The sequence below is a fragment of the Litorilinea aerophila genome, assembly GCF_006569185.2.
GTDB classification, from domain to species: Bacteria; Chloroflexota; Anaerolineae; order Caldilineales; family Caldilineaceae; genus Litorilinea; species Litorilinea aerophila.
This window is the reverse complement of the sequence record NZ_VIGC02000034.1, coordinates 25890-48472: the sequence shown is the minus strand read 5'-3', so window position 1 is coordinate 48472 and position 22583 is coordinate 25890. Positions and strand designations below refer to the sequence as shown.

Sequence of the window (22583 nt, the reverse complement as noted above, 5' to 3'; positions counted from 1 at the left end):
AGCCGCCTGGAACCTGCCGCCGGGGTGACCTCACGCGCCGGTTTGCACGGGCACGCCGCCCTGGGCGGCCGAAGCCTGGATGGCGTCCCACAGGCGGGCCATGCGCAGGCCCACCTCCGGCGGGCAGGGATTGGCCATCTCGCCCCGGCGCACCCGCAGGAACTGTTCCCACTGGCCCAGGGAGGGAGGCACCGGCACCGGGCTCAGGTCTGCCTCACCCGACCGCTGGAGCAGGAGTCGCTCGCCCCAGATGCCCGTCTGGAGAATGCCCTGGGTGCAGAAGACCCGCACGTCCGACGCGCAGGATTTGATGGTGTCGCCGCAGGCGCTCAGGGTGACGAAGGCGCCGGAGCGGGTGCGGGCCATGACAGTGCCCAGGATGTCCACCGGCGTCCCCCGGTTGTCCAGCCAGGCCGCCACCTCGACGAAATCCTCGCCGGCCAGGTCGGCCACGGTGTTGAGCATGTGGGCACCCGTGTCGAAAAGGAAGCCGCCGCCGGCCAGGGCCGGGTTCTGACGCCAGGTGCCCGTGGTGCCGGCCTTCCAGCTCTGCCAGGCCACCGCGTGGATGTTGAGGATCTGGCCCAGTTCGCCCGAGCGCAGCAACTGCACTGCGGTGCGGATCTGGGGGGAGAGGCTGCCGTTGAAGGAGACCACCAGCAGCCGGCCGGTGCGATCCCGGACCTGGATCAAGCTTTCGGCCTCCTGGGCATTGAGCACCATGGGCTTTTCCAGCAGCACATCCAGGCCGGCTTCCAGGCAGGCCCGGGCCTGATCGTGGTGGAAGGCGTGGGGCGTGATGATGAAGGCCGCGTCCAACTCATCAGCATGATCCTGGAGCAGCTGCTCCAGGTCGGGCACGTTGGGCGGCGGTTCCAGCCCCACTTCGGCGAAGAGCTCGCAGAAGGCCTCGTAGGCCTGGCCAGACGGCTCGCAGGCGAAGCAGATCTGGGTGGTGTCCTGTTGTTGTAGGATGCGTCGGGTGTGGTTGCGGGCCATGCCGCCGCAGCCCACCATGGCGATGCGCACGGGTTGGTTGCCGTTGATCATGGCGTACCGTCCTCCTGCGACGGTGAAAAGTCGGGTGGGTGGAAGTCTGGTGGAACAGAAGCAACTACAGCTTCTGATCGTGCCATATCCAGCGTCCCTTTGTCCAATTGCCCGTTCCCAGGGGGGCGTTCAAGGGCGTCGGAATCTGCCCATCGGATGTCGCCGTAGGTCCCGTTTCCAAACGGGACAATCGTTTGTTTATGCGGTATGGAAACCGCACCTACGAGATCCACCGAAATCTGGGGACGCCCCGCCGTCGCGATGGGTCCCGTTCAAGATGGTCGGAATTCACCCATCGGACGCCGCCGTAGGAGCGCTGCTTGCTGCGTCCGCCACGGACAGGGGTCCACAGGGATGAAACTCCTCTTCATCCGGCGCTTCAGATCAACGCCCGGGGCCGATACTGGAGTGCCTCGGCCAGGTGGTGGGGTTGGATGCGCTCCTCGCCGGCCAGGTCGGCGATGGTGCGGGCCAGCTTCAGCACCCGGTGATAGGCCCGGGCACTCAGGTTCATCTTCTGCACGGCTGCCCGCATCAGGTTCCGGCCCGTCTCGTCGATGGCGCAGAAGCGCTGCACTTCGCCGGGGCTCATGTCCCCGTTGACCACCAGGTTGGGCTTGCCCAGGGGGGCAAAGCGTTCCGCCTGGATGCGTCGGGCCTGCTCCACCCGCCGGCGGATGGCCGCCGAGCTTTCGCCGCCTTCCAGAGCGGCCAGCCGCTGGAAGGGCACCCGCTTCACCTCCAGGTGGATGTCGATGCGGTCCATGAGGGGGCCGCTGATGCGCTTCTGGTAGCGCTGGACCATGGACATGGAGCAGGTGCACTCCTTGTGCTCGTCGCCGTAGTAGCCACAGGGACAGGGGTTCATGGCCGCCACCAGGATGAACGAAGCGGGGAAGGTGAGAGAGCCGCTGGCCCGGCTGATGGTCACCACCCGGTCCTCCAGGGGCTGGCGCAGGGTTTCCAGGTTCCGGGAGCCAAACTCGGGCAGCTCGTCCAGGAAGAGAACGCCCCGATGGGCCAGGCTGATCTCCCCCGGCCGGGGCCAGCGTCCACCGCCCACCAGGCCGGCATGGCTGATGGTGTGGTGGGGCGCCCGGAAGGGACGAGTCCGGATGAGGGGTTGGCCTTCGGGCAGGGCCCCGGCCACCGAGTAGATGCGGGTGACGTCCAGGGCCTCGCTCAGGGTCAGCCGGGGCAGGATGGAGGGCAACGCCCGGGCCAGCAGGGTCTTGCCGGCGCCGGGCGGCCCCTTGAGCAGGCAGTTGTGGCCGCCGGCACAGGCCACCTCCAGAGCTCGCTTGGCATGCTCCTGCCCCTTGATGTCCTGGAATTGGACGGGGTAGGGGGGCTCCTCGGCGGCGTCGAAGCGGAGGGTGTTTTCGTAGGGCGGAATGGGTCGCACGCCGGTCAGGTGTTCCACCAGGCTGGCCAGGCTGTCGATGGGGTAAACGCAGAGCCCTTCCACCAGGGCCGCCTCGGGCGCATCCACCCGAGGCACGAAGAGGCGCCGATAACCCCGTTCCCGGGCCATGGTGGCCATGGAGAGGACGCCGTTGACGTGGCGCACGCTGCCGTCCAGGCTCAGCTCGCCCAGGATGAGCGCGTCGTCCAGCTCGGCCGGGACCTGGCGGGTAGCCACCAGGATGCCCACGGCGATGGGCAGGTCGTAGGCGGGCCCCTCCTTGCGCAGGTCGGCTGGCGCCAGGTTGATGGTGAGGCGATGTTGGGGGAAGAAATAGCCGCTGTTGGTGATGGCTGCGCGCACCCGCTCGCTGCTCTCCCGCACGGCTGTGTCCGGCAGACCCACCAGGGTGATGCGCTCCAGGCCGCTGGCGATGTCGATCTCCACGTGGATCAGTTCGGCATCCAGGCCGACCACGGCGCAGCTCTGAACCTTGGCAAGCATCGGGGGATTCCTTTCTTGTCAGGTTTCTTGTCAGTGCGGAGACCGCTGGACTGTTATAGGATTTTCAGGTACAGAACTTTCAGGCGATTTTTGGCGTCTCGGATCCAGGATGGCCGGCGTAGGGTGGGCGGGCACGGGAGCCCGCCCCTACGGGACATGGTTGTTGGTCGTAGGCGCAGCTCGTAGCTGCGCTTCGTCGCCATTCCTTCACCCGCCGGGATGGGGCGACAGCGGGCGGGGCAAGCCCCGCCCCTACGGGACATGGTTGTTGGTCGTAGGCGCAGCTCGTAGCTGCGCTTCGTCGCCACCCCTTCATCCGCCCGGGTCTGGCGACAGTGGGCGGACACGGGGACCCGCCGGGCTTCAACGCCGGATGTGCCAGTCGCCCAGGCAGACCCACTTGTAGGTGGTGAGCTCTTCCAGGCCCATGGGCCCCCGGGCGTGGAGCTTCTGGGTGCTGATGGCCACCTCCGCGCCCAGGCCAAACTGGCCGCCATCGTTGAAGCGGGTGCTGGCGTTGACGAAGACGGCCGAGGAGTTTACCTCGTTGACGAAACGAACGGCGTTGGCCCAGTTGTTGGTCAGGATGCCGTCCGAGTGGTCCATGCTGTGTTCCTGGATGTGGGCGATGGCTTCGTCGAGGGTATCCACGATCTTGATGCCCAGGATCAGGGCCATCCACTCGGTGTCGAAATCCTCGGGGCCGGCTTCCCGCACAGTGGCGCCGTGGTTCCCCTGGGCCAGGATGGCGTAGGCGTCGGGCGTGGCCCGCAGCTCCACGTGGCTTTGGGCCAGGCGGGCGGCCACCTTGGGGAGGAACTCCTGGGCGATCTTGCGGTTGACCAGCAGGGTGTCCAGGGCATTGCAGACGCTGGGCCGCTGGACCTTGGCGTTCTCGATCACGTCCAAGGCCTTCTCCTGGTCTGCGCTGTCGTCCACGTAGAGGTGGCAGATGCCGATGCCGCCGGTGATGACCGGGATGGTGCTCTCCCGGCGGCAGAGCTCATGCAGGCGGTGCCCTCCCCGGGGAATGATCATGTCCACATATTTATCCAGGTGGAGGAGCTGGGTCACGTAGGCCCGGTCCGGGTTGCTGATGTACTGGACGGCTGCCCGGGGCAGGTTGACCCGATCCAGCGCGCGGTGGATCACATCCACCAGGGCCATGTTGCTGCGCAGGGTCTCGCTGCCGCCCCGCAGGATGACCGCGTTGCCGGTCTTCAGGGAGAGGCTGGCGATGTCGATGGTGACGTTGGGCCGGGCTTCGTAGATGACGCCCAGCACGCCAATGGGGATGCGGCGGCGGCTCAGGCGCAGGCCATTGGGCAACACCCGGCTATCCATCTCGGCACCCACCGGGTCGGGCAGGGAGGCCACCCGGCGGATGTCCGCGGCCAGCCCGGCGATGCGCTGCTCCGTGAGCAGGAGCCGGTCCAACAGAGCATCGCTGAGCCCTTTGGCCTGGCCGTCGGCGATGTCCAGCCCATTGCGCTCCATGACTGCCTGGCTCTGGGCTTCCAGCTCATCGGCAATGGCCAGCAGGGCCTGATTCTTGACGTCGGTGGTGAGGGTGGCCAGAACCCGGCTGGCCGCGCGTGCGGCCCGGCCCAGGGCTTCCATGTCCACCTGTTCCCGCGTCTTCTCCATCACCTCGTCCATGACAGTGGCGGCCATCCATACCTCCTCGTAGACCCTTTTTCTTGGAATCAGCAACGCGCCGGCCCGTCATCTTGCCCCTCCGCTGACTCATCGGGTCAGGTGGGCGGCCGGCCCGTTGTCCCCACGCTCAAATGATGCACAGGCTGGCCACACTTTACCACAGAAATGGCCATTCTACGAATCTTTTCCGCCCAAGACAGATGGTCGCCAGACAGGGACATCCCCTGGAATCAGCCGTTTGCCATCGGACAGTCCTTCCTCCCGATGGGCCAGCTCCGCAATGAGCCGCTGCCGCCATTCCTTCAGCACGGCTACATAGGCTGGGTCCTCCGCCAGCTCCTGGCGCTCCTGGGGATCGGTGGCCAGATGGAAAAGTTGCTCCTGGCCAGTGATGGGGTTCCAGATGTATTTCCACTCGCCATCGGTGAGGAACTGGTTGGCGTTCTCCGGGTGGTAGCAGGGCGCGTGCTCACCGTGGTAGTAGGGGCGCCAGTCCACCACTTCGCCCCGCAACAAGGGCAGGACGCTACGCCCTTCCACCGAGGACGGGGTAGGGAGACCGGCTACGTCCAGGAAGGTGGGCAGGATGTCCTCCCAGCCTACCACCTGGCGAATTTCCCGGTTGCGCGGGCCCGGTACTTGCCGGGGCAGGTGGACCAGGAAGGGCACCCGGGCCGAGGCGTCATAGGCGTAGGTCTTGCGCCACAGGTGATGGTCGCCCAACATCTCGCCGTGGTCCGAAGTGAAAAGGATGAAGGTATCCGCCAACAGCCGGCTGCGGGCCAGGGTGCGCATCAGCCGCCCCACCTGGGCATCCAGATAGGCCAGGTAGGCGAAGTAGGCTGCCCGGGCCCGGTGGAGCTGGTGTTCCGGGAGACGTCCCCGCCAGGCATTCACGTCCAGCGGATACTCCGCCTCCTCGGCGTGGTGGGCGGCCCATGGGCCCACCGCGGGCGGGGGCATTTCCCGATGGATAAACTGATCATAGTATACTTGAGGTGGACACCAGGGGGGATGGGGACCGTTGAAGGATAGGCAGAGGAAGAACGGCCGGGTGGGATCCCGCTTGCGCAGGAATTCCTGGGCCCGGCTGACGAACCAGGTCTCCTCCATGAGCGATTCCGGCAGATGGTTGGGGCGGGCCATCCACGAGTTGCTGTCCACCCCGTGGGCGTACTTGTCCACAGCCACACCGGGCTGTTGGGCCAGCCATTCTTCGTAATCCTCTGGCACGATCAACTGCTCGAAGCCCAGGTGAAGCCGGGGCGGGTGGAAGTGGGTCTTGCCGATGTTGATGGTCTGATAGCCGCCCCGGGTCAATTCACCGGCCAGGGTGACGGCATAGGGCCAGGGAAGACCATCCCGGTAGCCCACCATGCCCTGGCTGTAGGGGGTCAACCCGGTCATCAGGGAGCGCCGGGCTGCGATGCAGGAGGGGCAGGGGGTATAGGCCTGGACAAAGGCCGCGCCCTCTCGGGAAAGGGCGTCCAGGTGGGGCGTTTCGGCCACCGGGTGCCCCAGCCGGCTCAGGCAGTCCCCACGGAAATGGTCGGTCAGGATCAAAATCAAGTTGGGACGTTCTGGCATGGTCATCTCCCTTCAGCCTGGGCGGCCATCAGGCGGGGGCCGTACTCGAATTCATCGAAGGCGCCGTAGTCCCGCCAGCCCAGGTCGTAGCGGATCTTGGGGATCTCGAATTCGAAAAACCAGCGAATGCTCATGGGCAGATGCGCTGCCGACCAGGTGCAGTAGAAGAGGGCGCAGCGGCCCATGCTGAGCTCCAGCACATCCACCGGCGTCAGATGGTGGAACTGGGTGGGATCTTCTTCCACCGACAGATAGCGCTGGAGATCGGCCAGATGGGGCGTGGCGGCGTTCTCCCCGAAGGCGCCCAGATCCAGCGTCTCCTGCGCGTTCCAGCGGGGCAAATTCCCCGGAGACGGCAGCGGACCCGGATGCTCCAGCCAGATGGGCGAGGACCAGGCATACTCGCCGTCCACCTGATGCAGCCGCAGGTAGAGCCAGCTTCCTGGCAGCTGGCCAGCTGCCAGGGTGAGATCCAGCCTGAAGTCCAGGCTGTGGGGCTCCCACGAGCGGACGCAATATTCGCCCACGATCAGGTCCACCCGATCCAGGGGCGCGCAGGCGTGGCAGGCCACAGCGAGCTGCAGGGTCGATGCCAGCTTTACCTCGCTGCCGGGCGGCTGGCCGTTGGCGCGCACATCCAGATACAGGCGGGCGCCGCTGGTGGCATAGGTCTGCCCGGACACGAGACCTGCCCAGAGTGCGTTCCGGTTGAGCTCGGGCGCGAGGATGGCTGTCACCGGGCCGCTGCCATAGGCGGCATCCCGCTGACGCATGGGGAACTTCTGGCCGAAGCGGCCGCGGAAGGTTTCCACGGCCCGGGGGGCCCCCATCAGGCCCAGGTGCAGGTCCGAGGCGCCACAGATGGCCGGCCGATAGCCCAGCCGCAGCGCCCGCTGCAAGAGCCACTCGGCGCAGCCAAAGCCGGAGCAGATTTCCAACAGCCGCTCCCTGTCGGGACGATAGCGATCCCAACGGGGCGGATCGCCGCCGATGTGCACCTGGAGCAGGACATCCTCCCGCTGGCCGTAGGCCGCATCCACCTCCTCCATGGGGGCGCGCATGGGCAAGGGGAGGGGCTCATCTGCGTAGTCGCGGAAGATGACCTGGCGATCGCCGGCAGTGGGATGGGCCTCGTAGGCCAGAAAGGGCACGTACACGCCAGGCTCATCGGTGGCGGCACAGGCTGCCCGGTAGGCATCCCAAACTTCCTCCCGTCGCTCGGGATCCATGGACATGGCCGCCGGGCAGGCGAAATCGAAACGGCCGACCGTCCGTCCCTGGCGGTGGCGGGCCAGGGGATCCAGCTTGTCTGTACGGTTGAACATGAGGTACATGGTGGAGTCGCCCCAGCCATGGGCATGGACATCGCCCCAGTAGACCCGGCACGCGGGCGCCTCCTGGACCACGATGGGGTTGCTGGTCACGGCGAGGCCATTCTCGGCGACTCCCGCTAGTCGATAGACCCCAGGCCGGTGGACGCGGACATTCTCCAGCAGGGCCAGGCCGCCATCCTGGGGGGTGAATCGATAGCTCGCAGGCAGCCCCGTGACCCCCGGCTGGGGCCGGAAGGTGACGGCGCCGGTGAAGCGGTCCACCAGGTTGCGGTTGCGGTCAAAGGCGGCCAGATGCAGGGTAAAGGGCTCTCCGCAGGCGGCTACCGTGGGCCCCAGAAGCTGGAAGCGAGCGGGCTGATGGTGGGCAACCACCTGGAACGTCAACGGATTGCTGGCCACGCCCCAAAAATGGCCACTGCCGGTGGGGTCCACCGCCAGGAGGAAGGTGGCGGTGGTGGTACTCCAGAAGACTTCCGCGCCGGCGCCCCCCTGCCGGCGGTCCCCCAGGCGGATGACGCACGATTCGCCACGACGCCAGATGCCGTCTTCGACCAGCACACTCAGCAGGTTGACGGCAGAGCGCCCCACGAGAAGCCGCAGCCGGGCCTGGCTGTCTGTCTCCAGGGTGCAGTAATCCCGGCCGTGGGGCCGGTCCATCTGCAGCCGGTATGCGATCTGGATGTTCTGCCGAATCAGCGTGATGACCGCGCCCCGGGGCAGATCCCGTTCCAGGTTGCGCAGGGTAAGTACCCAGGTGCCACAGGTGCCGGCCACCAGGGGAGTATCGGGGAGTTCCACCACGGTGCCATCCGCTCCGACGAAGTGAACCTGGAACTGTACATTCAGGGCTGCGGGAGTGAAGTGATGGGGGTAGGCTGGAATCGGTTGCATGATTGAAGCGCTGTCCGTAGGTTGGAATGAAACAGGCGGGACGAAATGACCGGGATGAAAGGGGGCGTGTAATAAGGTCAACCAGACTGCGGCACCTTATTTCGTCAGACAAACATAGTCTCGATATTTTGGCAGAACAACCAGGCTTTTGGGGCAATGAAACTTCAATAAGTGGCGATTCAAGGCGAATCAGCCTGAGGCCCAGGATAGCATTAAATTGACATCAGAACAAACGCCCAGAATTCCGAATGCCCCCTGCCCCAATCTAACCAGATCCCCTGACCAAGGGAGGTCACAAGGGAGGACAAAGGTGATGAAAACCGTTGTTAAACATCCAGAGGGAGAATAGGAGTTAAACATGCCAAAACCCCAACGATATCCCCCCATCAACCCCAAATTCCCTCACCTGCTCCACGGCGGCGATTACAATCCCGACCAGTGGCCGGAGGAAATCTGGCACGAGGACATGCGCCTGATGGAGCTGGCCCGGTGTAACGCCATGTCCGTGGGCATTTTCGCCTGGTCCCGGCTGGAGCCCGAGGAAGGCCGCTTTGACTTCAGCTGGTTGGACCAGATCATGGACATGCTCCATGCCCGGGGGATCTACGCCGTGCTGGCCACGCCCAGCGGCGCCCGGCCCGCCTGGCTCTCGGCCAAATATCCGGAAGTGCTGCGTGTCCGCCCGGACCGTACCCGAAACCTCCACGGCCTGCGCCACAACCACTGCTTCACCTCCCCCATCTATCGGGAAAAGGTGCGGATCATCAACACAAAACTGGCCGAGCGATACCGGGATCACCCGGCTCTGCTGGTCTGGCATATCTCCAACGAGTACGGCGGCGAATGCCACTGTGAGCTCTGCCGGGAGGCTTTCCGCCAGTGGCTCCAGCGCAAATATGGCAGCCTGGATGCCCTGAACCACGCCTGGTGGACCGCGTTCTGGAGCCATACCTACACGGACTGGTCCCAAATCGATCCGCCCAGCCCCATCGGCGAATCCCGCCTCCATGGCCTGAACCTGGACTGGAAGCGCTTCGTCACCGACCAGACCATCGACTTCATGCTGGCCGAGGCGGCGCCCCTGCGCGCCATCACGCCAGATGTGCCCATCACCACCAACTTCATGGGCACATACCCCGGGCTCAACTACTGGAAGATGGCGCCCCACCTGGATGTGATCTCCTGGGACAGCTACCCCCAGTGGCACGGGGCCGAACCGGATTGGGTTCTGGCGGCCAACGTGGCCTTTACCCACGACATCAACCGCTGCCTGAAGGGCGGGAAGCCGTTCATGCTCATGGAGTCCACCCCCAGCACCACCAACTGGTTCCCCGTGGCCAAGCTCAAGCGGCCCGGTATGCACCTGCTCTCTTCGTTGCAGGCGGTGGCCCACGGCTCCGATACCGTCCAGTACTTCCAGTGGCGCAAGAGCCGCGGCTCCAGCGAGAAGTTCCACGGGGCCGTCGTCGACCATGTGGGCCACGAACATACCCGGGTCTTCCGGGATGTGGCCCAGGTAGGCGAGCTGCTGCAGCGTCTGGATGGGGTGGTGGGCACCACCACCCAGCCGGAGGTGGCCCTCATCTACGACTGGGAGAACAACTGGGCCATCAACGACGCCCAGGGCCCACGCATTGAGAAAAAGGACTATCTGCCCACCTGCCAGCGCCACTATCGTCCGTTCTGGCAGCGGGGCATCCCGGTGGATGTCATCGACATGGACCAGGAGCTGGAGGGCTACCGGCTGCTGATCGCCCCCATGCTCTACATGGTGCGTCCGGGCGTGGCCGAGCGCATCGAGGCGTTCGTCCGCAACGGCGGCACCTTCGTCGCCACCTACTGGAGCGGCATCGTGGACGAAAACGACCTCTGCTTCCTGGGCGGCTTCCCCGGCCCCCTGCGGGACGTGCTGGGCATCTGGGCCGAGGAAATCGACGCGCTCTACGACCACGACGTGAACCACGTGGTGCCTGTGCCGGGCAACAGCCTGGGGCTCAGTGGCCTCTACACGGCGCGGGAGCTCTGCGACCTGATCCACGCCGAGTCTGCCCAGGTGCTGGCCACCTATCGGGATGACTTCTACGCCGGGCGGCCGGCACTGACGGTCAACCACTTCGGCCAGGGGCAGGCCTACTACATCGCCTCTCGCAACGACGACCGCTTCCTGAGCGACTTCTACGGCGCGCTGGCCCGCCATCTGGGCCTGGCGCGGGCCCTGGAGACCGACCTGCCGCCAGGGGTCACGGCCCAGGTGCGAGGAGACGGCGAACGTCGCTACATCTTCCTCATGAACTTCAACCCCACGCCCGTCACCGTGGCCGTGCCCGGCCCCTACACCGACCTCCTCAGCGGGCAAACCGTGGATGGACCGACGGGGCTGGCCAGCTATGGCGTGATGGTGCTGACGGCGTAGTCCGCCCGGCGTCCGTCGGTCGGCGGTGCCCCATGAAGTGCGTGGTGCGTGGCGCAGGCGGCGCGCCACGCACTCCCCCTGCGCTGATACCCCCTCCGAGCGCCACGCACTCCCCCTGCGCTGATACCCCCTCCGAACAATCGTTCCCCAGCACACCCGCTGCCCCCGTCTCCGCAAAAACACATGCCACAAATGTAGCAGAGCGGTTGCATAGATGCGCCCTGGCGCCGGGCGCGCCCCAGGCTTATGCTGGGAGAGTAAGCGACATTGTCCCCCATCAATGACTCATGGCGCGCATGGCGGGAAAGGAGCATGATGAAAGAGAACCAGGCACGTCGTCGACATGGCCTCCCTCGACTGCCCATCTGGATCCTGGTGACTCTGGTGGCCCTGCTGACCCACTCCCTGGCTTCCCGGGCCCAGGATGATCCACCCCAGCGGGTCTATCTTCCGGTGATCACCAGCCAGGGGGTGCCCGGACTCAGTGCCGGTGAACCGGTGCCCAATCAATACATCGTGGTTTTGCGGGAAGAGGAAGCGGCCGCCGCCAGCCAGGGCATGGCGGTGAGCGCGGCCGCCCTGGCCCAGCGCCTCACCGATCAGTACGGCGGCTCCGTGCTCTACACCTACGAACATGTGCTGCTGGGCTTCGCGGCCGAGCTTCCGCCCGAGGCGGTCCAGGCCCTGCAGGAGGATCCCACCGTCGCCTACGTGGAAGAGGATCGGGTGCTGACCATCCAGGGAGAGCAGTCCCCCGCGGTGTGGGGGCTGGACCGGATCGACCAGCGGGATCTGCCCCTGGACAACCGGTACATCTACCCCGGTACCGGCGCCGGCGTCCATGTCTACATCATCGATACCGGCATTCGTAGCACCCATGGGGAATTTACTGGCCGCATCGGCAACGGTTTCTCGGCTATCTTAGACGGCCGGGGGACGGAGGATTGCAACGGGCACGGCACCCATGTGGCCGGCACGGTGGGCGGCACCACCTACGGGGTGGCCAAGGGGGTGACCCTCCACCCGGTGCGGGTGCTCAACTGCCAGGGCTCCGGCACCACCTCCGGCGTGATTGCCGGGGTGGACTGGGTGACCGCCAACCACGTGAAGCCAGCCGTGGCCAACATGAGCCTGGGTGGGGCCGCTTCCCTGGCCCTGGACAACGCGGTACGCAATTCGGTCAGCGCGGGGGTGACCTACGCGGTGGCGGCGGGCAATGCCAACCGCAGCGCCTGCAACGACTCGCCCGCCCGGCTGACCAACGTGTTGACGGTGGGGGCATCCACATCCAACGACAGCCGGGCCTCCTTCTCCAACAAGGGAAGCTGCGTGGATCTCTTTGCCCCTGGCGCCAACATCACATCTGCCACGGCCAGCAGCGATGGCGCCACCGCCACCTGGAGCGGCACCTCCATGGCGTCGCCCCACGTGGCCGGCGTGGCAGCCCTCTACCTGGCGGATCACCCGGACGCATGGCCGGCCCAGGTGATGGCTGCCCTGCTGGACAACGCCACCACGGGCAAGTTGAGCAACCTGGGTGCGGGCTCCCCCAACCGCCTGCTCTACGTTGGTTTCCTCCAGGCGCCGCCCACACCCACCGCGACGGCCACGGCCACCGAGACGCCCTCGCCCACGCCCACCGCCACCCCGACCGCTACACCTTCGCCCACGGCCACGCCGACCCAGACAGGACCCATCTCGCCCCTGCCCACCCCTGTCGCCACGGCCACGCCCACACTGACACCTTCACCGACACCCTCACCGACACCGGAGCCAATCACCTGCGTGGATGGGGTCCAGAATGGCGACTTTGAGGCTGGCCGCCTGGCCTGGCATGAGTATTCCCGGCGGGGATATCCCCTGATCTGCGACGCGGGACTCTGTGGCGGCCCTCTGCAGCCCCACAGCGGCGCCTACCTGGCCTGGCTGGGCGGCGCCGACCGGGAACTGGCTCAGATCAGCCAGCGTATTCAGGTGCCGGCTTCGGCGCCGGCCACCCTGCGCTACTGGTATCGCCTGGAATCCGAGGATCTCTGCGGGTACGACTTTGGCTACGTTCGGGTGCGGGAGGGCAACCGGATGCTCACCCTGCGCCGCTTCAGCCTCTGTACGGCCCGGGAGACCGGGGGGTGGGTCGAGGATCTCCTGGACCTGAGCCGCTTCGCCGGCCGGGAGATCGAGCTCTACTTTGTGGCCCGCACCGACAGCTGGCTGGTGAGCAGCTTCTTCGTGGATGATGTGCAGCTGCTCAGCGGCAGCAACTGCCCGGCAGCCCTGGGGGCCGCCCAGGTGGAGGACCTGGGTGACGACGCCCCTGCGGAGGAAACTGCACCTCGCCCGTCGGTGACCCCGGCTGCGCCGGCTGAGTTCCGCCGGCCCTGAGCCTCCGGGCTTGCCGCTCCTTCTGATATTTACTTCCTCTCTCTCCTGACAAGGGGTGCCATCGGGATCCCGATGGCACCCCTTGTCCCGTCCTCCCTGGAACGCCCTGCCTCCGAATCTTCTCTTGAAGGATCGCCCCTTCTCATTTACAATCCCTCGTACCGGTGAGGGTCACCGGCGATGCAAGCAAGAGAGATGACCGTTCATGGGCTTGACCTTTCGTACCCGACTGTTGGGCGTAATATTCACCCTGGTGGTTTTGTTGGCTGTGGGCACCCTGGGATACATGTGGCTGGAGGGGTGGTCGTGGCGAGAAGCCTTGTTTATGACCATCATCACCTTGAGCACGGTTGGGTACGGTGAAGTCCGACCCCTGTCGCCCGAGGGCCAGGTCTTCAGCATGATCCTGATTCTGCTGGGCGTGGGGGGCGCGGCGTACACCTTTAGCACGGTAACCGACTACATTGTCGCCGGTGAGCTGCGGGGGGTTTTGCGCAGGCGACGTACACTGAGGACGATTCGGAAAATGCACAAGCACTATATCATCTGTGGCTATGGCCGGGTGGGCCGGCAGGTGGTGGAGGGATTGCGGGCCAACCGCTTTTCGGTGGTGGTTATCGACGCAGATCCGGATGTGGCGGCAGAGTTGGATGAAAAGGACATCCCCCACATCATCGGTGATGCGGCTGACGAGGAAGTGTTGATCCAGGCGGGCATCGACCGGGCCAGTGGCCTGTGTACCTGCCTGCCCAGCGACGCCACCAACGTGTTCACCATTCTGAGCGCGCGGACGTTGAACCCGGACGTATACATCGTTTCCCGCAGCAACTTCTACGAAAGCGAGAAAAAGCTGCGCATGGCCGGCGCCGACCATGTGATCAACCCCTACTGGATCACGGGACACCGCATGGCCGCCCAACTGCTCCACCCGGGCGTGGTGGAATTTCTGGATGTGATCATGCGCCAGGGGGAGCTGGAGCTGCGCATCGAAGAGATCCGCATCAGCCAGGACTCGCCCCTGGCCGGCAAGACCCTGGGGCAGTGCCAGGTGCGCACCGAAACCGGCGTCAACGTGCTGGCCATCCGTTGCCACGACGGCCAGATCGTAACCAGCCCGGGGCCCGAGTACCCGCTCCAGGTTGGGGACGCGTTGATCGGGCTGGGAACAGTGGCGCAGCTGACCAAGCTGGCCCGCCTGGCCGGTGACAATCGCCCCTGGCTCCACATGGCCGACGCCCACTGAGGCATTGGCCTGGCCGGCATATTGACATAATCGCTTTGTATGGCGGGATACTTGCCAATCGGCCTGTTTTCCGGTAGAATGTTTCCACGTAAGAGGGTTGCGGGCGCTTCCTGTTGCAGGGTGTGATGGCCTCTGTGTGAATGCTCTGTAAGAATAATGGAGATGGTCCTCCTTTCAAGGAGCAGACGATTCGGTGATTCGCCCTTTTCAATTTAGTGACGTCCTCTTGATCCAACGGCTGGGCCGTCAGGCAACGACGCTGAACATTGTCCAGTCGTTGCTACAGCCCCAGTCGCCTCTGTGGGCGTCTCTGAGCACCTTATTTCCCTGGAGCCACACCAGGGTTACCACCTACGTGCTTCGACAGCAAGGGCATGGCCTGGCACGGGTTGGCTTTCTCCAGGCGCAAAAGCGGGCCGGCCGCCCCGAGGCGGACATTGTGCTGTTGGCCCCTGCCCTGGATCAGCCCCTGGGCCACCCCGCTATCTGGGAAAAGCTACTTTCCCACTACATCAACGAGGCCGCGAAACAACAGATCGCCCGGATCTACCTGGATGCGCCGGATCAGCCCCTGCCGGTCAAGAGCTGTAGCCAGGTAGGGTTCCAGCTCTACGCCCGGCAGACCATCTGGCGGCTTCGCCCCCAACTTTTAACCAGCTACGCCCATCTGATCTACGCCGACATTCGCCCTCAGGTGGAAGCAGATGCCTGGGCATTGCGGCGGCTTTACGCGCGCCTGACGCCGGAACGGGTGCAGATAGCCGAGGGGATCCAGGCCGATGGCGACCTGCAGCCCGCCATCGTGGAATGGCGGTACCCCGGTGTCTCCCATAGCTTTGTCCTGGTTCGGGGGGGGATGGTAGGGGGGAGTATCCAGATCGTGCAAGGCGGACATGGATACTGGCTCCAGATCTGGGCCGATACCCTGCAGCCCGATATGGAGGACTATCACCAGCTCCTGTGCTATGGACTGACGGTGATCGCCGAGAGTGAAGGAGAACTGCCCATCTACGTGGGCGTCTACGACTATCAGGGCGGGGTCGAGTCCCTGCTGGGCGACTACGGCTTTGCCCCCTTCACCGATCGCGCCAAGATGGTCAAACACCTGGTTCAGTGGGTGCACAAAGTCACCCCCGCCCGGGTGCCGGCCATGGAAAGCGTCGGTGAGGCCATCCGTCCCAGTTTCATGCTCCAGAAGCCCCCGCACACCTTAACTCCCCATCGGCGTTCCCGCACCCCAGCCGAGCCCTCCCCCAGCCCTGGGAACCGGTGAGCCCATCCTGGCGTCTTACAGGTGAATCTTACATAATGCTGGACGAACATCATCTACCACAACGCGATGTCGCAATTTCGTATAACAGGGTCGCAGTTTAGTCTAACAGGATCGAACAACAGATAAATTGACTAACCAGAAAACGAACAAGGCTCCATTGGCCACTTCGTCTGCCCACGACGCAACTATGACAACACTCCATATTTCAGATGATCTGGACCTTCTCCTTGCCATCCTGCCCGAGCGCGTGCGGGAATCCCTGGAAAAGGCCAACCGTAGCTCCGATCTCCTGGAAGTGGTGATGGACCTGGGGCGGCTGCCGGAAGCCCGGTTTGTGGACGGGGAAATGTACCTCAGCGACCGGGAGATCACGCCAGAGGATATCCAGACCGTGATCAGCCAGATCGGTGACTTCGGGGCGGATAACCGCGCCGGTATCGAGCGGACGCTCCACCGCATTTCCGCCATCCGCAACCGGCGGGGGGACATCATCGGCCTCACCTGCCGGGTGGGCCGCGCCGTCTACGGCACCATCGAGATCATCCGGGATATCGTCATGAGCGACCAGAGCATCCTGCTGCTGGGGCGCCCAGGCGTCGGCAAGACGACCCTGCTGCGGGAGGCGGCGCGGGTGCGTGGCGAGCACAAGCGGGTCGTCATCGTGGACACCAGCAACGAGATCGCCGGCGACGGGGACATCCCCCACCCGGCCATCGGCCGCTCCCGCCGGATGCAGGTACCCGAACCCACCCTGCAGCACGAGGTGATGATCGAGGCGGTGGAAAACCACATGCCCGAAGTGATCATCATCGACGAGATCGGCCGAGAGCTGGAGGCCGTGGCAGCCCGCACCATCGCCGAGCGTGGGGTCCAACTCATCGGCACGGCCCATGGGAATTCCCTGGAAAACCTGCTCATGAACCCCACCCTGAGCGATCTGGTGGGCGGGATCGAATCGGTCACCCTGTCGGACGAAGAAGCCCGACGCCGGGGCACCCAGAAGAGCGTCCTGGAGCGCCGCGCGCCGCCCACCTTCAACGTGCTGATCGAGATCCAGGATCGTCAGCGCATGGTCATTCATCACGATGTGGCCGCGGCGGTGGACGCCCTGTTGCGGGGCCGCCCATTGACGCCGGAGCTGCGCTATGTGGACGAAAACGGCGAGATCCACATCGAGCAGCTCTCGGATGGCGGACGCATGCGCCCATATTGGGATGGCAGCGACGGCCGTTCGCGGCGAGGAGGCCGGGTGCGCGAGATGAACGGCAACCGGGCCACCGCCAACGGCAGCCACCGGGGCGCCGAACGTCCGGGTTCTCACTGGAATCTCACCGAGGCTCAGGAAGAATCGACGGCCACAGAGCGCTTCCCGAACGACGTCGGCGAGGAGCCCCGAACCCGGAAGCCCCTGCGGATCTTCCCCTATGGCGTGGGTCAGAACCGGCTTCGCTCCGCGGCCAACAGCCTGGATGTGCCCATCCAGATCGTGGATAACCTGAATGCGGCCGATGTGGTGATGACGCTGAAGAATTACTATCGCCAGCAGCCTCAACCGCTGGCCGATGCCGAGCGGCGGAACATCCCCATCTACATCCTGCGCAGCAACACGGTGACCCAGATGGAGCAGTGCCTGGCCGACATTTTCCACGTGCCGTCGGATCCGGTGGATGTTTTCACTGAGGCCATGCGGGAAACCCAGGAGGGGATCCAGCGGGTGTTGAATGGGGCTTCCGATGTGGAGCTCTCACCCCGCTCTGCAGCCATCCGCAGCCAACAGCATCAGTTGGTGCGGGCGGCCAACCTGATCAGCCATAGCTACGGTCGCGAGCCCTACCGCCGTGTCCGCATCTTCCGCAAGGATTAGGCAGGGAGCGGTGGGCTTGCTGATCACCTTTGAAGGCCCGGAGGGCAGCGGAAAAAGCACCCAGATCCGCCTGCTGGCCCAGGCATTGGCCGACCAGGGGCTGCCGGTACTGACCACCCGGGAGCCCGGCGGCACCGCCATCGGCAACGCCATCCGGGCCCTGCTGCTGGATCCCGTCCACAGCGAAATGAGCCCCCGTGCCGAAACGCTGCTCTTCACCGCGGCCAGGGCCCAGCTGGTGGATGAAATCATCCGGCCTGCCCTGGCCGCCGGCCAGATCGTGCTCTGCGACCGCTATGCCGACAGCACCCTGGCCTACCAGGGGTATGGCCACGGCCAGTCCCTGGAGGAGCTTCGCCGCCTGAATCAGTACGCCACCGGCGGTCTCCAGCCCGACCTCACCATCTACCTGGACCTGGATCCCGAGCTGGGGCTGGCACGCAAACAGGCCGGCGCCCAGCAGGAGTGGAACCGGATGGAAGAGCAGGCGCTGGACTTTCACCGGGCAGTGCGGCAGGGCTATCTGGCCCTGGCCGCGCAGGAACCCGGCCGCTGGCTGGTGATCGACGCCACCCGGCCGGTGGACTGGGTGCAGCGGGCCATCTGGCAGCGGGTCGAGCCGGTGTGCCGGGCCCACGGCACGGTGTAACGCGCAAAGTTCAACGCTCGATATTATCTGGCATCCATACCGCGACAGAAATTCGGCAGCTTCGCCCCAGCAGAATCGGTTGGTGAGCAGCTGCCGGGATTGCCTACCAGCCCGAGGGGAAGCCCATGAAGTTAGTCATGGCCATCATCAACAGCGATGACAGCCGCAATTTGTTGGACCGGCTGGCACGGCGGGGATTTTCTGCCACCCTGACCAGCTCGTCCGGTGGTTTTCTGCGTATCAGCAATACCACCGTCTTCTGTGGCGTGGAAGATGACAAGGTAGAAGAAGTGCTGAACATCATCCGGGAAAGCTGCCCGGATCGAGTTCAGTATGTGACGCCCCTGCCCCCGGTAATGGAACCGGGCGAAGTTCACATCCCCACACCGGTGGAGAAGCACATGGGGGGCGCCACCATTTTTGTGCTGGACGTGGAGCACTACGAGAAGGTGTGAGTTGAGGGTATAAGTGGAGGGTGCGGTCCAGGCCTTTCCACCGGAAGACCCGGACCGCACCGTAGCTACTACGGTCTGGCGTAGCTACCACGGCAGAAATTCCGGGTGCCCTCTGGGCGCTTCCTCTGATGGAAACCATCGACGAATTTCTGCCGGGATTTACTACAGGTCGTCCAGGTCGTCGGACGCCGAGAAGTCCCCGTCTCCGGCCAGCTCGGGCATGGACTGTTCGATGGACTCTGGATCTTCGCCTGCTTCCAACCGGTCGATCACCTCGCTCATCTCCGGATCCAGGGGTTCGCCCATTTCGTCGCTCATACGGCGCATGAAATGGGCCAGGGCCCGGGGATCCTCGTTTTCCAGCCCGGCCATCAGCGACGGATCGGCCATCTCCTCCAGCCGGCTCTCTTCGGAGCGCAACACGCGTACCCGACTCACCAGCCGGCGCAGTTGTGTCCCATCACATTCCGGGCAGCGGGCTTCCTCTTCGCTGGCCGCCCGGATGCTGCGAAAGAACACACTGACCCGCTTCCGACAACTCCGGCAATAATATTCGTAGATTGGCATAACGACCTCGCCGATTGCAAAACAGCCGATTGCAAAACAGTTGCCCGGAATTTTCAATCCTCGCCCGTCCTCCCTTATACTGTCCACGACGCCCGCGGGGCTTGTCGGCCCTGTGGCTCTGTGAATTCAGATGGAGGCCTGTTGATTATACAAAGTAGGGAAACCGGAAGCAAACCGTGACACAGATCTCAGAACGAGACCACGAAATTGATGCCCTCTACGAAAGTTTGAACCGGCCCAGGCCCGTGCTGGTGGTGCTGTCCGGCCCAAGCGGTGTGGGCAAGGACGCCACCCTGAACCTGATGAAGCAGTATTACCCCTCCTTTCACTTCGTGGTGACGGCGACCACCCGGCCCATTCGCCCAGGCGAAGTCCACGGCCGGGATTACTACTTCGTCTCCATGAGCGAATTTGCCGAGATGATCGAGCAAGGGGAACTGCTGGAGTATGCGGTGGTCTACGGCGAGTACAAGGGCATCCCCAAGAAGCACCTGCGGGAAGCCCTGGCCAGTGGTCAGGACGTCATCATGCGCATAGACGTGCAGGGCGCGGCGACCATCCGCAAGCTGATCCCCAACGCTGTGACCATCTTCCTGACCGCGGAGAGCGAAGAAGAGCTGATCCGCCGCCTGCGGGAACGCAAGACGGAACCGCCTGACAAGTTGAAAATGCGCATCGCCACTGCCCGGCAGGAACTGCGGCGAATCATGGAGTTCGACTACGTGGTGGTCAACCGGGAGCATCAACTGGAGAAGACGGTGGAGCAGGTCATCAGCATCATCATCGCGGAAAAGAGCCGGGTGGACTGGACGCCGGTGGAGCTGTAGGGGTGGCAACAGACTTGTGAACAGACCGGAACTGTACGCGCCCAGGCCCACGCCAGACCCCCAACTGGGGGCCCCTTTCCCGCCGCGGCCCCAGTTTTTCATCCGCCTGCGGCCACCCTGGCTGACCCGGGTGTTGCTGGTAAGCAACCTGGTGGTTTTCGTGGCCATGGTGGTCTACGGCATTGTGGTCTATAATGACCTCAACGGCACCCAGAACATCTATGTGCTGCGGACCTTTGGCATGAAGGTCAACGAGCTGATCGCCCAGGGGGAGGTCTGGCGGCTGTTCACGGCCATGTTCTTGCACATTGGGGTCTTTCACCTGCTCTTCAACCTCTACGCCCTGTATGCCCTGGGCCCCATGGTGGAAGGCTATTTCGGTCACCTGCGCTTCCTGGCCATCTACCTGTTGGGGGGGCTCTTCGGCAGCCTGGCCAGCTACGCATTTTCACCGGTGCCATCTGCGGGCGCTTCCGGGGCGATCTTTGGCCTGGCTGGCGCCATCACCGTCTACTTTTTGCGCTATCGAGAGAACTTCGGTCCCCGGGGGCGGGCGATCCTGCAGAACATGCTCATCGTGATCGCCATCAACCTGTTCTTTGGCCTGAGTGTGCCGGGCATCGATAACTGGGGACACCTGGGCGGCCTGGCAGGCGGCGCCCTGGTCTCCTGGGGCCTGCTTCCCCGCTACAGGCCGCCAGCCTTTATCGTCTTCGGGCCCCAGGCGCTGGAAGAGGAGCCCCGTACCTGGCAGGAGGTGGCCTGGGTCCTCTTCTGTCTGGCCTTGCTGATCGCGGGCCTTCAGATCGCCACCAGCCGCATGCTGGCATCCTGAAGGCGTGGGCAGCCGTGCCCCGGGTGTTCCACCGGGCGACGGCTGTGCGTGTGGTATACACGGAGCATTCTCGATGAACTACAGACGTCAGAGTGGCATTCTGCTACACCCCACCTCGTTGCCGGGCCCGTACGGCATCGGCAGCTTCAACCAGGCCGCCTACCAGTGGGTGGACTTCCTGCACCGCACTCGCCAGACCCTCTGGCAGGTGCTGCCCCTGGGGCCCACCGGCTACGGCGACAGCCCGTACCAGAGCTTCAGCTCCTTCGCGGGCAACCCCTATCTGATCAGCCTGGAAGAGCTGGTGGCCGATGGCTTGCTGGATGGCCAGGTGTTGGAGCAGGCACCCCCCTTCCCGGCCGACCGGGTGGACTACGGCGCCATCTACCGCTGGAAGCTGCCAGTGTTGCGGGAAGTGGCCAATTCCTTTGGGCGACGGGCCAGCCCCGCCCAGCAGGAGGAGTTCGAGCACTTCTGCGCAGAAAACGCCCACTGGCTGGATGACTTCGCCCTCTTCATGGCCCTGAAGGATGCCCACAACGGCCTGCCCTGGAACCAGTGGCCCATGGAACTGCGCGCCCGGGAACCCCAGGCCATTGCCCAGGCGGCTCGCCAGCACGCGGCCGCAGTACACAACCACAAGCTGAACCAGTGGCTTTTCTACCGCCAATGGCAGCGGCTGAAGGACTACGCCAACCAGCGAGATATCCAGATCATCGGCGACATCCCCATCTTCGTCGCCATGGACAGCAGCGATACCTGGACCAATCCCCAGGGCTTTCACCTGGACGAAGCCTACCAGCCCACCATGGTCGCCGGCGTCCCCCCAGATTACTTCAGCGCCACCGGCCAGCTCTGGGGGAATCCCCTCTACCGCTGGGAGCGGATGAAGGAGGACGGCTACCGCTGGTGGCTGGGCCGTATCCGGGCCGCGCTGCGGCTGTACGACATTGTGCGCATCGACCACTTCCGGGGATTTGCCGCCTACTGGGAAGTGCCGGCCCAGGAGGAAACGGCGGTCAACGGCCGCTGGGTGCCGGGTCCCGGCGCCGACTTCTTCGCCACGGTGCGCCGGGAGCTGGGTGAGCTGCCCATCATTGCCGAAGACCTGGGCGAGATCACCCCGGACGTCATCGCCCTGCGCAACCAGTTTCAATTGCCGGGCATGAAGATCCTCCAATTTGCCTTCAGCACCGACGCCAGCGACAAGTTCCTGCCCCACAACTACCGGCGCAACTTCGTAGTCTACACCGGCACCCACGACAACGACACCTCCCGGGGCTGGTACGAACACAGTGCCACCGACAAGGAGCGGGACTTCTTTCGCCGCTACTTCCGCACCGACGGCCACGACGCCGCCTGGACCCTCATCGAGGCGGCCATGCGCAGTGTGGCCGCCATGGCCGTGGTCCCCCTGCAGGATGTGCTCAACCTGGGCACCGAGGCCCGCATGAACCTGCCCGGCCGGGCCTCGGGCAACTGGACCTGGCGCTTCCAGGCCCATCAGCTGACGCCGGAGATCGAGGCCCGACTGCTGGAGGCCACCACCCTCTTCGGCCGGGACCCGGCCATCTACGCAGGCAAGGACGAGGAAGCCGGCGGACAGCAGGGCCAGGACGCCCCCGGGATCGGCGGACAGGGGTAG

General features: G+C 64.8%; 16 protein-coding genes. 10 read left to right on the top strand and 6 right to left on the bottom strand.

What is annotated here, in order from left to right:
• Window positions 1-30: 30 nt before the first annotated feature.
• From FKZ61_RS20270 to FKZ61_RS20250, 5 genes are all read right to left on the bottom strand, one after another.
• Entirely contained in the window at window positions 31-1050 is a 1020-nt protein-coding gene (locus FKZ61_RS20270) for a Gfo/Idh/MocA family protein (protein ID WP_141611965.1), read from the bottom strand.
• 379 nt (window positions 1051-1429) lie between these two features.
• Complete coding sequence (locus tag FKZ61_RS20265; protein WP_141611964.1) at window positions 1430-2959, bottom strand: YifB family Mg chelatase-like AAA ATPase; 1530 nt, start codon at window positions 2957-2959, stop codon at window positions 1430-1432.
• A 363-nt stretch (window positions 2960-3322) separates the two neighbouring features.
• On the bottom strand, window positions 3323-4633 hold the full coding sequence (locus FKZ61_RS20260) for a glutamate-5-semialdehyde dehydrogenase (protein WP_229964338.1): 1311 nt from the start codon (window positions 4631-4633) through the stop codon (window positions 3323-3325).
• Between the two features lie 159 nt (window positions 4634-4792).
• A complete protein-coding gene (locus tag FKZ61_RS20255) occupies window positions 4793-6205 on the bottom strand; it encodes an arylsulfatase (RefSeq protein WP_170200073.1) in 1413 nt (470 codons plus the stop codon).
• 2 nt (window positions 6206-6207) lie between these two features.
• Window positions 6208-8430 (bottom strand): CehA/McbA family metallohydrolase domain-containing protein, encoded by a 2223-nt coding sequence (locus FKZ61_RS20250; protein WP_141611962.1) that lies wholly within the window; start codon window positions 8428-8430, stop codon window positions 6208-6210.
• Window positions 8431-8788: 358 nt separating this feature from the next.
• Here FKZ61_RS20250 and FKZ61_RS20245 point away from each other — a divergent pair, with 358 nt between their 5' ends.
• From FKZ61_RS20245 to FKZ61_RS20210, 7 genes are all read left to right on the top strand, one after another.
• Window positions 8789-10843, top strand: a complete 2055-nt coding sequence (locus tag FKZ61_RS20245; RefSeq protein ID WP_141611961.1) for a beta-galactosidase — start codon at window positions 8789-8791, stop codon at window positions 10841-10843.
• A 312-nt stretch (window positions 10844-11155) separates the two neighbouring features.
• On the top strand, window positions 11156-13225 hold the full coding sequence (locus tag FKZ61_RS24110) for a S8 family peptidase (RefSeq protein ID WP_141611960.1): 2070 nt from the start codon (window positions 11156-11158) through the stop codon (window positions 13223-13225).
• Window positions 13226-13430: 205 nt separating this feature from the next.
• Window positions 13431-14468: a potassium channel family protein gene (locus FKZ61_RS20230; protein ID WP_141611959.1), complete on the top strand. Its 1038-nt coding sequence runs from the start codon at window positions 13431-13433 to the stop codon at window positions 14466-14468.
• 355 nt (window positions 14469-14823) lie between these two features.
• Complete coding sequence (locus FKZ61_RS20225; RefSeq protein ID WP_229964337.1) at window positions 14824-15741, top strand: hypothetical protein; 918 nt, start codon at window positions 14824-14826, stop codon at window positions 15739-15741.
• Window positions 15742-15928: 187 nt separating this feature from the next.
• The gene (locus tag FKZ61_RS20220; protein WP_141611957.1) at window positions 15929-17605 is read left to right on the top strand and encodes a R3H domain-containing nucleic acid-binding protein; all 1677 of its coding nucleotides are present in this window, start codon (window positions 15929-15931) and stop codon (window positions 17603-17605) included.
• Window positions 17606-17615: 10 nt separating this feature from the next.
• The gene (gene tmk, locus FKZ61_RS20215) at window positions 17616-18254 is read left to right on the top strand and encodes a dTMP kinase (protein WP_141611956.1); all 639 of its coding nucleotides are present in this window, start codon (window positions 17616-17618) and stop codon (window positions 18252-18254) included.
• A gap of 125 nt (window positions 18255-18379) precedes the next feature.
• Window positions 18380-18709 (top strand): cyclic-di-AMP receptor, encoded by a 330-nt coding sequence (locus tag FKZ61_RS20210; protein WP_229964336.1) that lies wholly within the window; start codon window positions 18380-18382, stop codon window positions 18707-18709.
• Window positions 18710-18871: 162 nt separating this feature from the next.
• Here the strand turns inward: FKZ61_RS20210 and FKZ61_RS20205 are convergent, their stop codons facing one another.
• Entirely contained in the window at window positions 18872-19276 is a 405-nt protein-coding gene (locus tag FKZ61_RS20205; protein WP_141611955.1) for an FmdB family zinc ribbon protein, read from the bottom strand.
• A gap of 176 nt (window positions 19277-19452) precedes the next feature.
• Here FKZ61_RS20205 and FKZ61_RS20200 point away from each other — a divergent pair, with 176 nt between their 5' ends.
• The 3 genes from FKZ61_RS20200 (at window position 19453) to malQ (ending at window position 22583) form a co-directional block, all read left to right on the top strand.
• Window positions 19453-20103, top strand: a complete 651-nt coding sequence (locus tag FKZ61_RS20200) for a guanylate kinase (RefSeq protein WP_141611954.1) — start codon at window positions 19453-19455, stop codon at window positions 20101-20103.
• A 16-nt stretch (window positions 20104-20119) separates the two neighbouring features.
• On the top strand, window positions 20120-20938 hold the full coding sequence (locus FKZ61_RS20195; RefSeq protein WP_211358655.1) for a rhomboid family intramembrane serine protease: 819 nt from the start codon (window positions 20120-20122) through the stop codon (window positions 20936-20938).
• A 73-nt stretch (window positions 20939-21011) separates the two neighbouring features.
• Window positions 21012-22583 (top strand): 4-alpha-glucanotransferase, encoded by a 1572-nt coding sequence (malQ, locus tag FKZ61_RS20190; protein ID WP_141611953.1) that lies wholly within the window; start codon window positions 21012-21014, stop codon window positions 22581-22583.

Excerpts from the sequence above, each read along its gene's own strand:
- FKZ61_RS20210 (WP_229964336.1), top strand. The coding sequence starts at position 18,380 with ATGAAGTTAGTCATGGCCATCATCAACAGCGATGACAGCCGCAATTTG.
- FKZ61_RS20260 (WP_229964338.1), bottom strand. The coding sequence starts at position 4,633 with ATGGCCGCCACTGTCATGGACGAGGTGATGGAGAAGACGCGGGAACAG.
- FKZ61_RS24110 (WP_141611960.1), top strand. The coding sequence starts at position 11,156 with ATGATGAAAGAGAACCAGGCACGTCGTCGACATGGCCTCCCTCGACTG.
- FKZ61_RS20205 (WP_141611955.1), bottom strand. The coding sequence starts at position 19,276 with ATGCCAATCTACGAATATTATTGCCGGAGTTGTCGGAAGCGGGTCAGT.
- malQ (WP_141611953.1), top strand. The coding sequence starts at position 21,012 with ATGAACTACAGACGTCAGAGTGGCATTCTGCTACACCCCACCTCGTTG.
- FKZ61_RS20245 (WP_141611961.1), top strand. The coding sequence starts at position 8,789 with ATGCCAAAACCCCAACGATATCCCCCCATCAACCCCAAATTCCCTCAC.
- FKZ61_RS20270 (WP_141611965.1), bottom strand. The coding sequence starts at position 1,050 with ATGATCAACGGCAACCAACCCGTGCGCATCGCCATGGTGGGCTGCGGC.
- FKZ61_RS20255 (WP_170200073.1), bottom strand. The coding sequence starts at position 6,205 with ATGCCAGAACGTCCCAACTTGATTTTGATCCTGACCGACCATTTCCGT.
- FKZ61_RS20220 (WP_141611957.1), top strand. The coding sequence starts at position 15,929 with ATGACAACACTCCATATTTCAGATGATCTGGACCTTCTCCTTGCCATC.
- FKZ61_RS20250 (WP_141611962.1), bottom strand. The coding sequence starts at position 8,430 with ATGCAACCGATTCCAGCCTACCCCCATCACTTCACTCCCGCAGCCCTG.
- FKZ61_RS20230 (WP_141611959.1), top strand. The coding sequence starts at position 13,431 with ATGGGCTTGACCTTTCGTACCCGACTGTTGGGCGTAATATTCACCCTG.
- FKZ61_RS20265 (WP_141611964.1), bottom strand. The coding sequence starts at position 2,959 with ATGCTTGCCAAGGTTCAGAGCTGCGCCGTGGTCGGCCTGGATGCCGAA.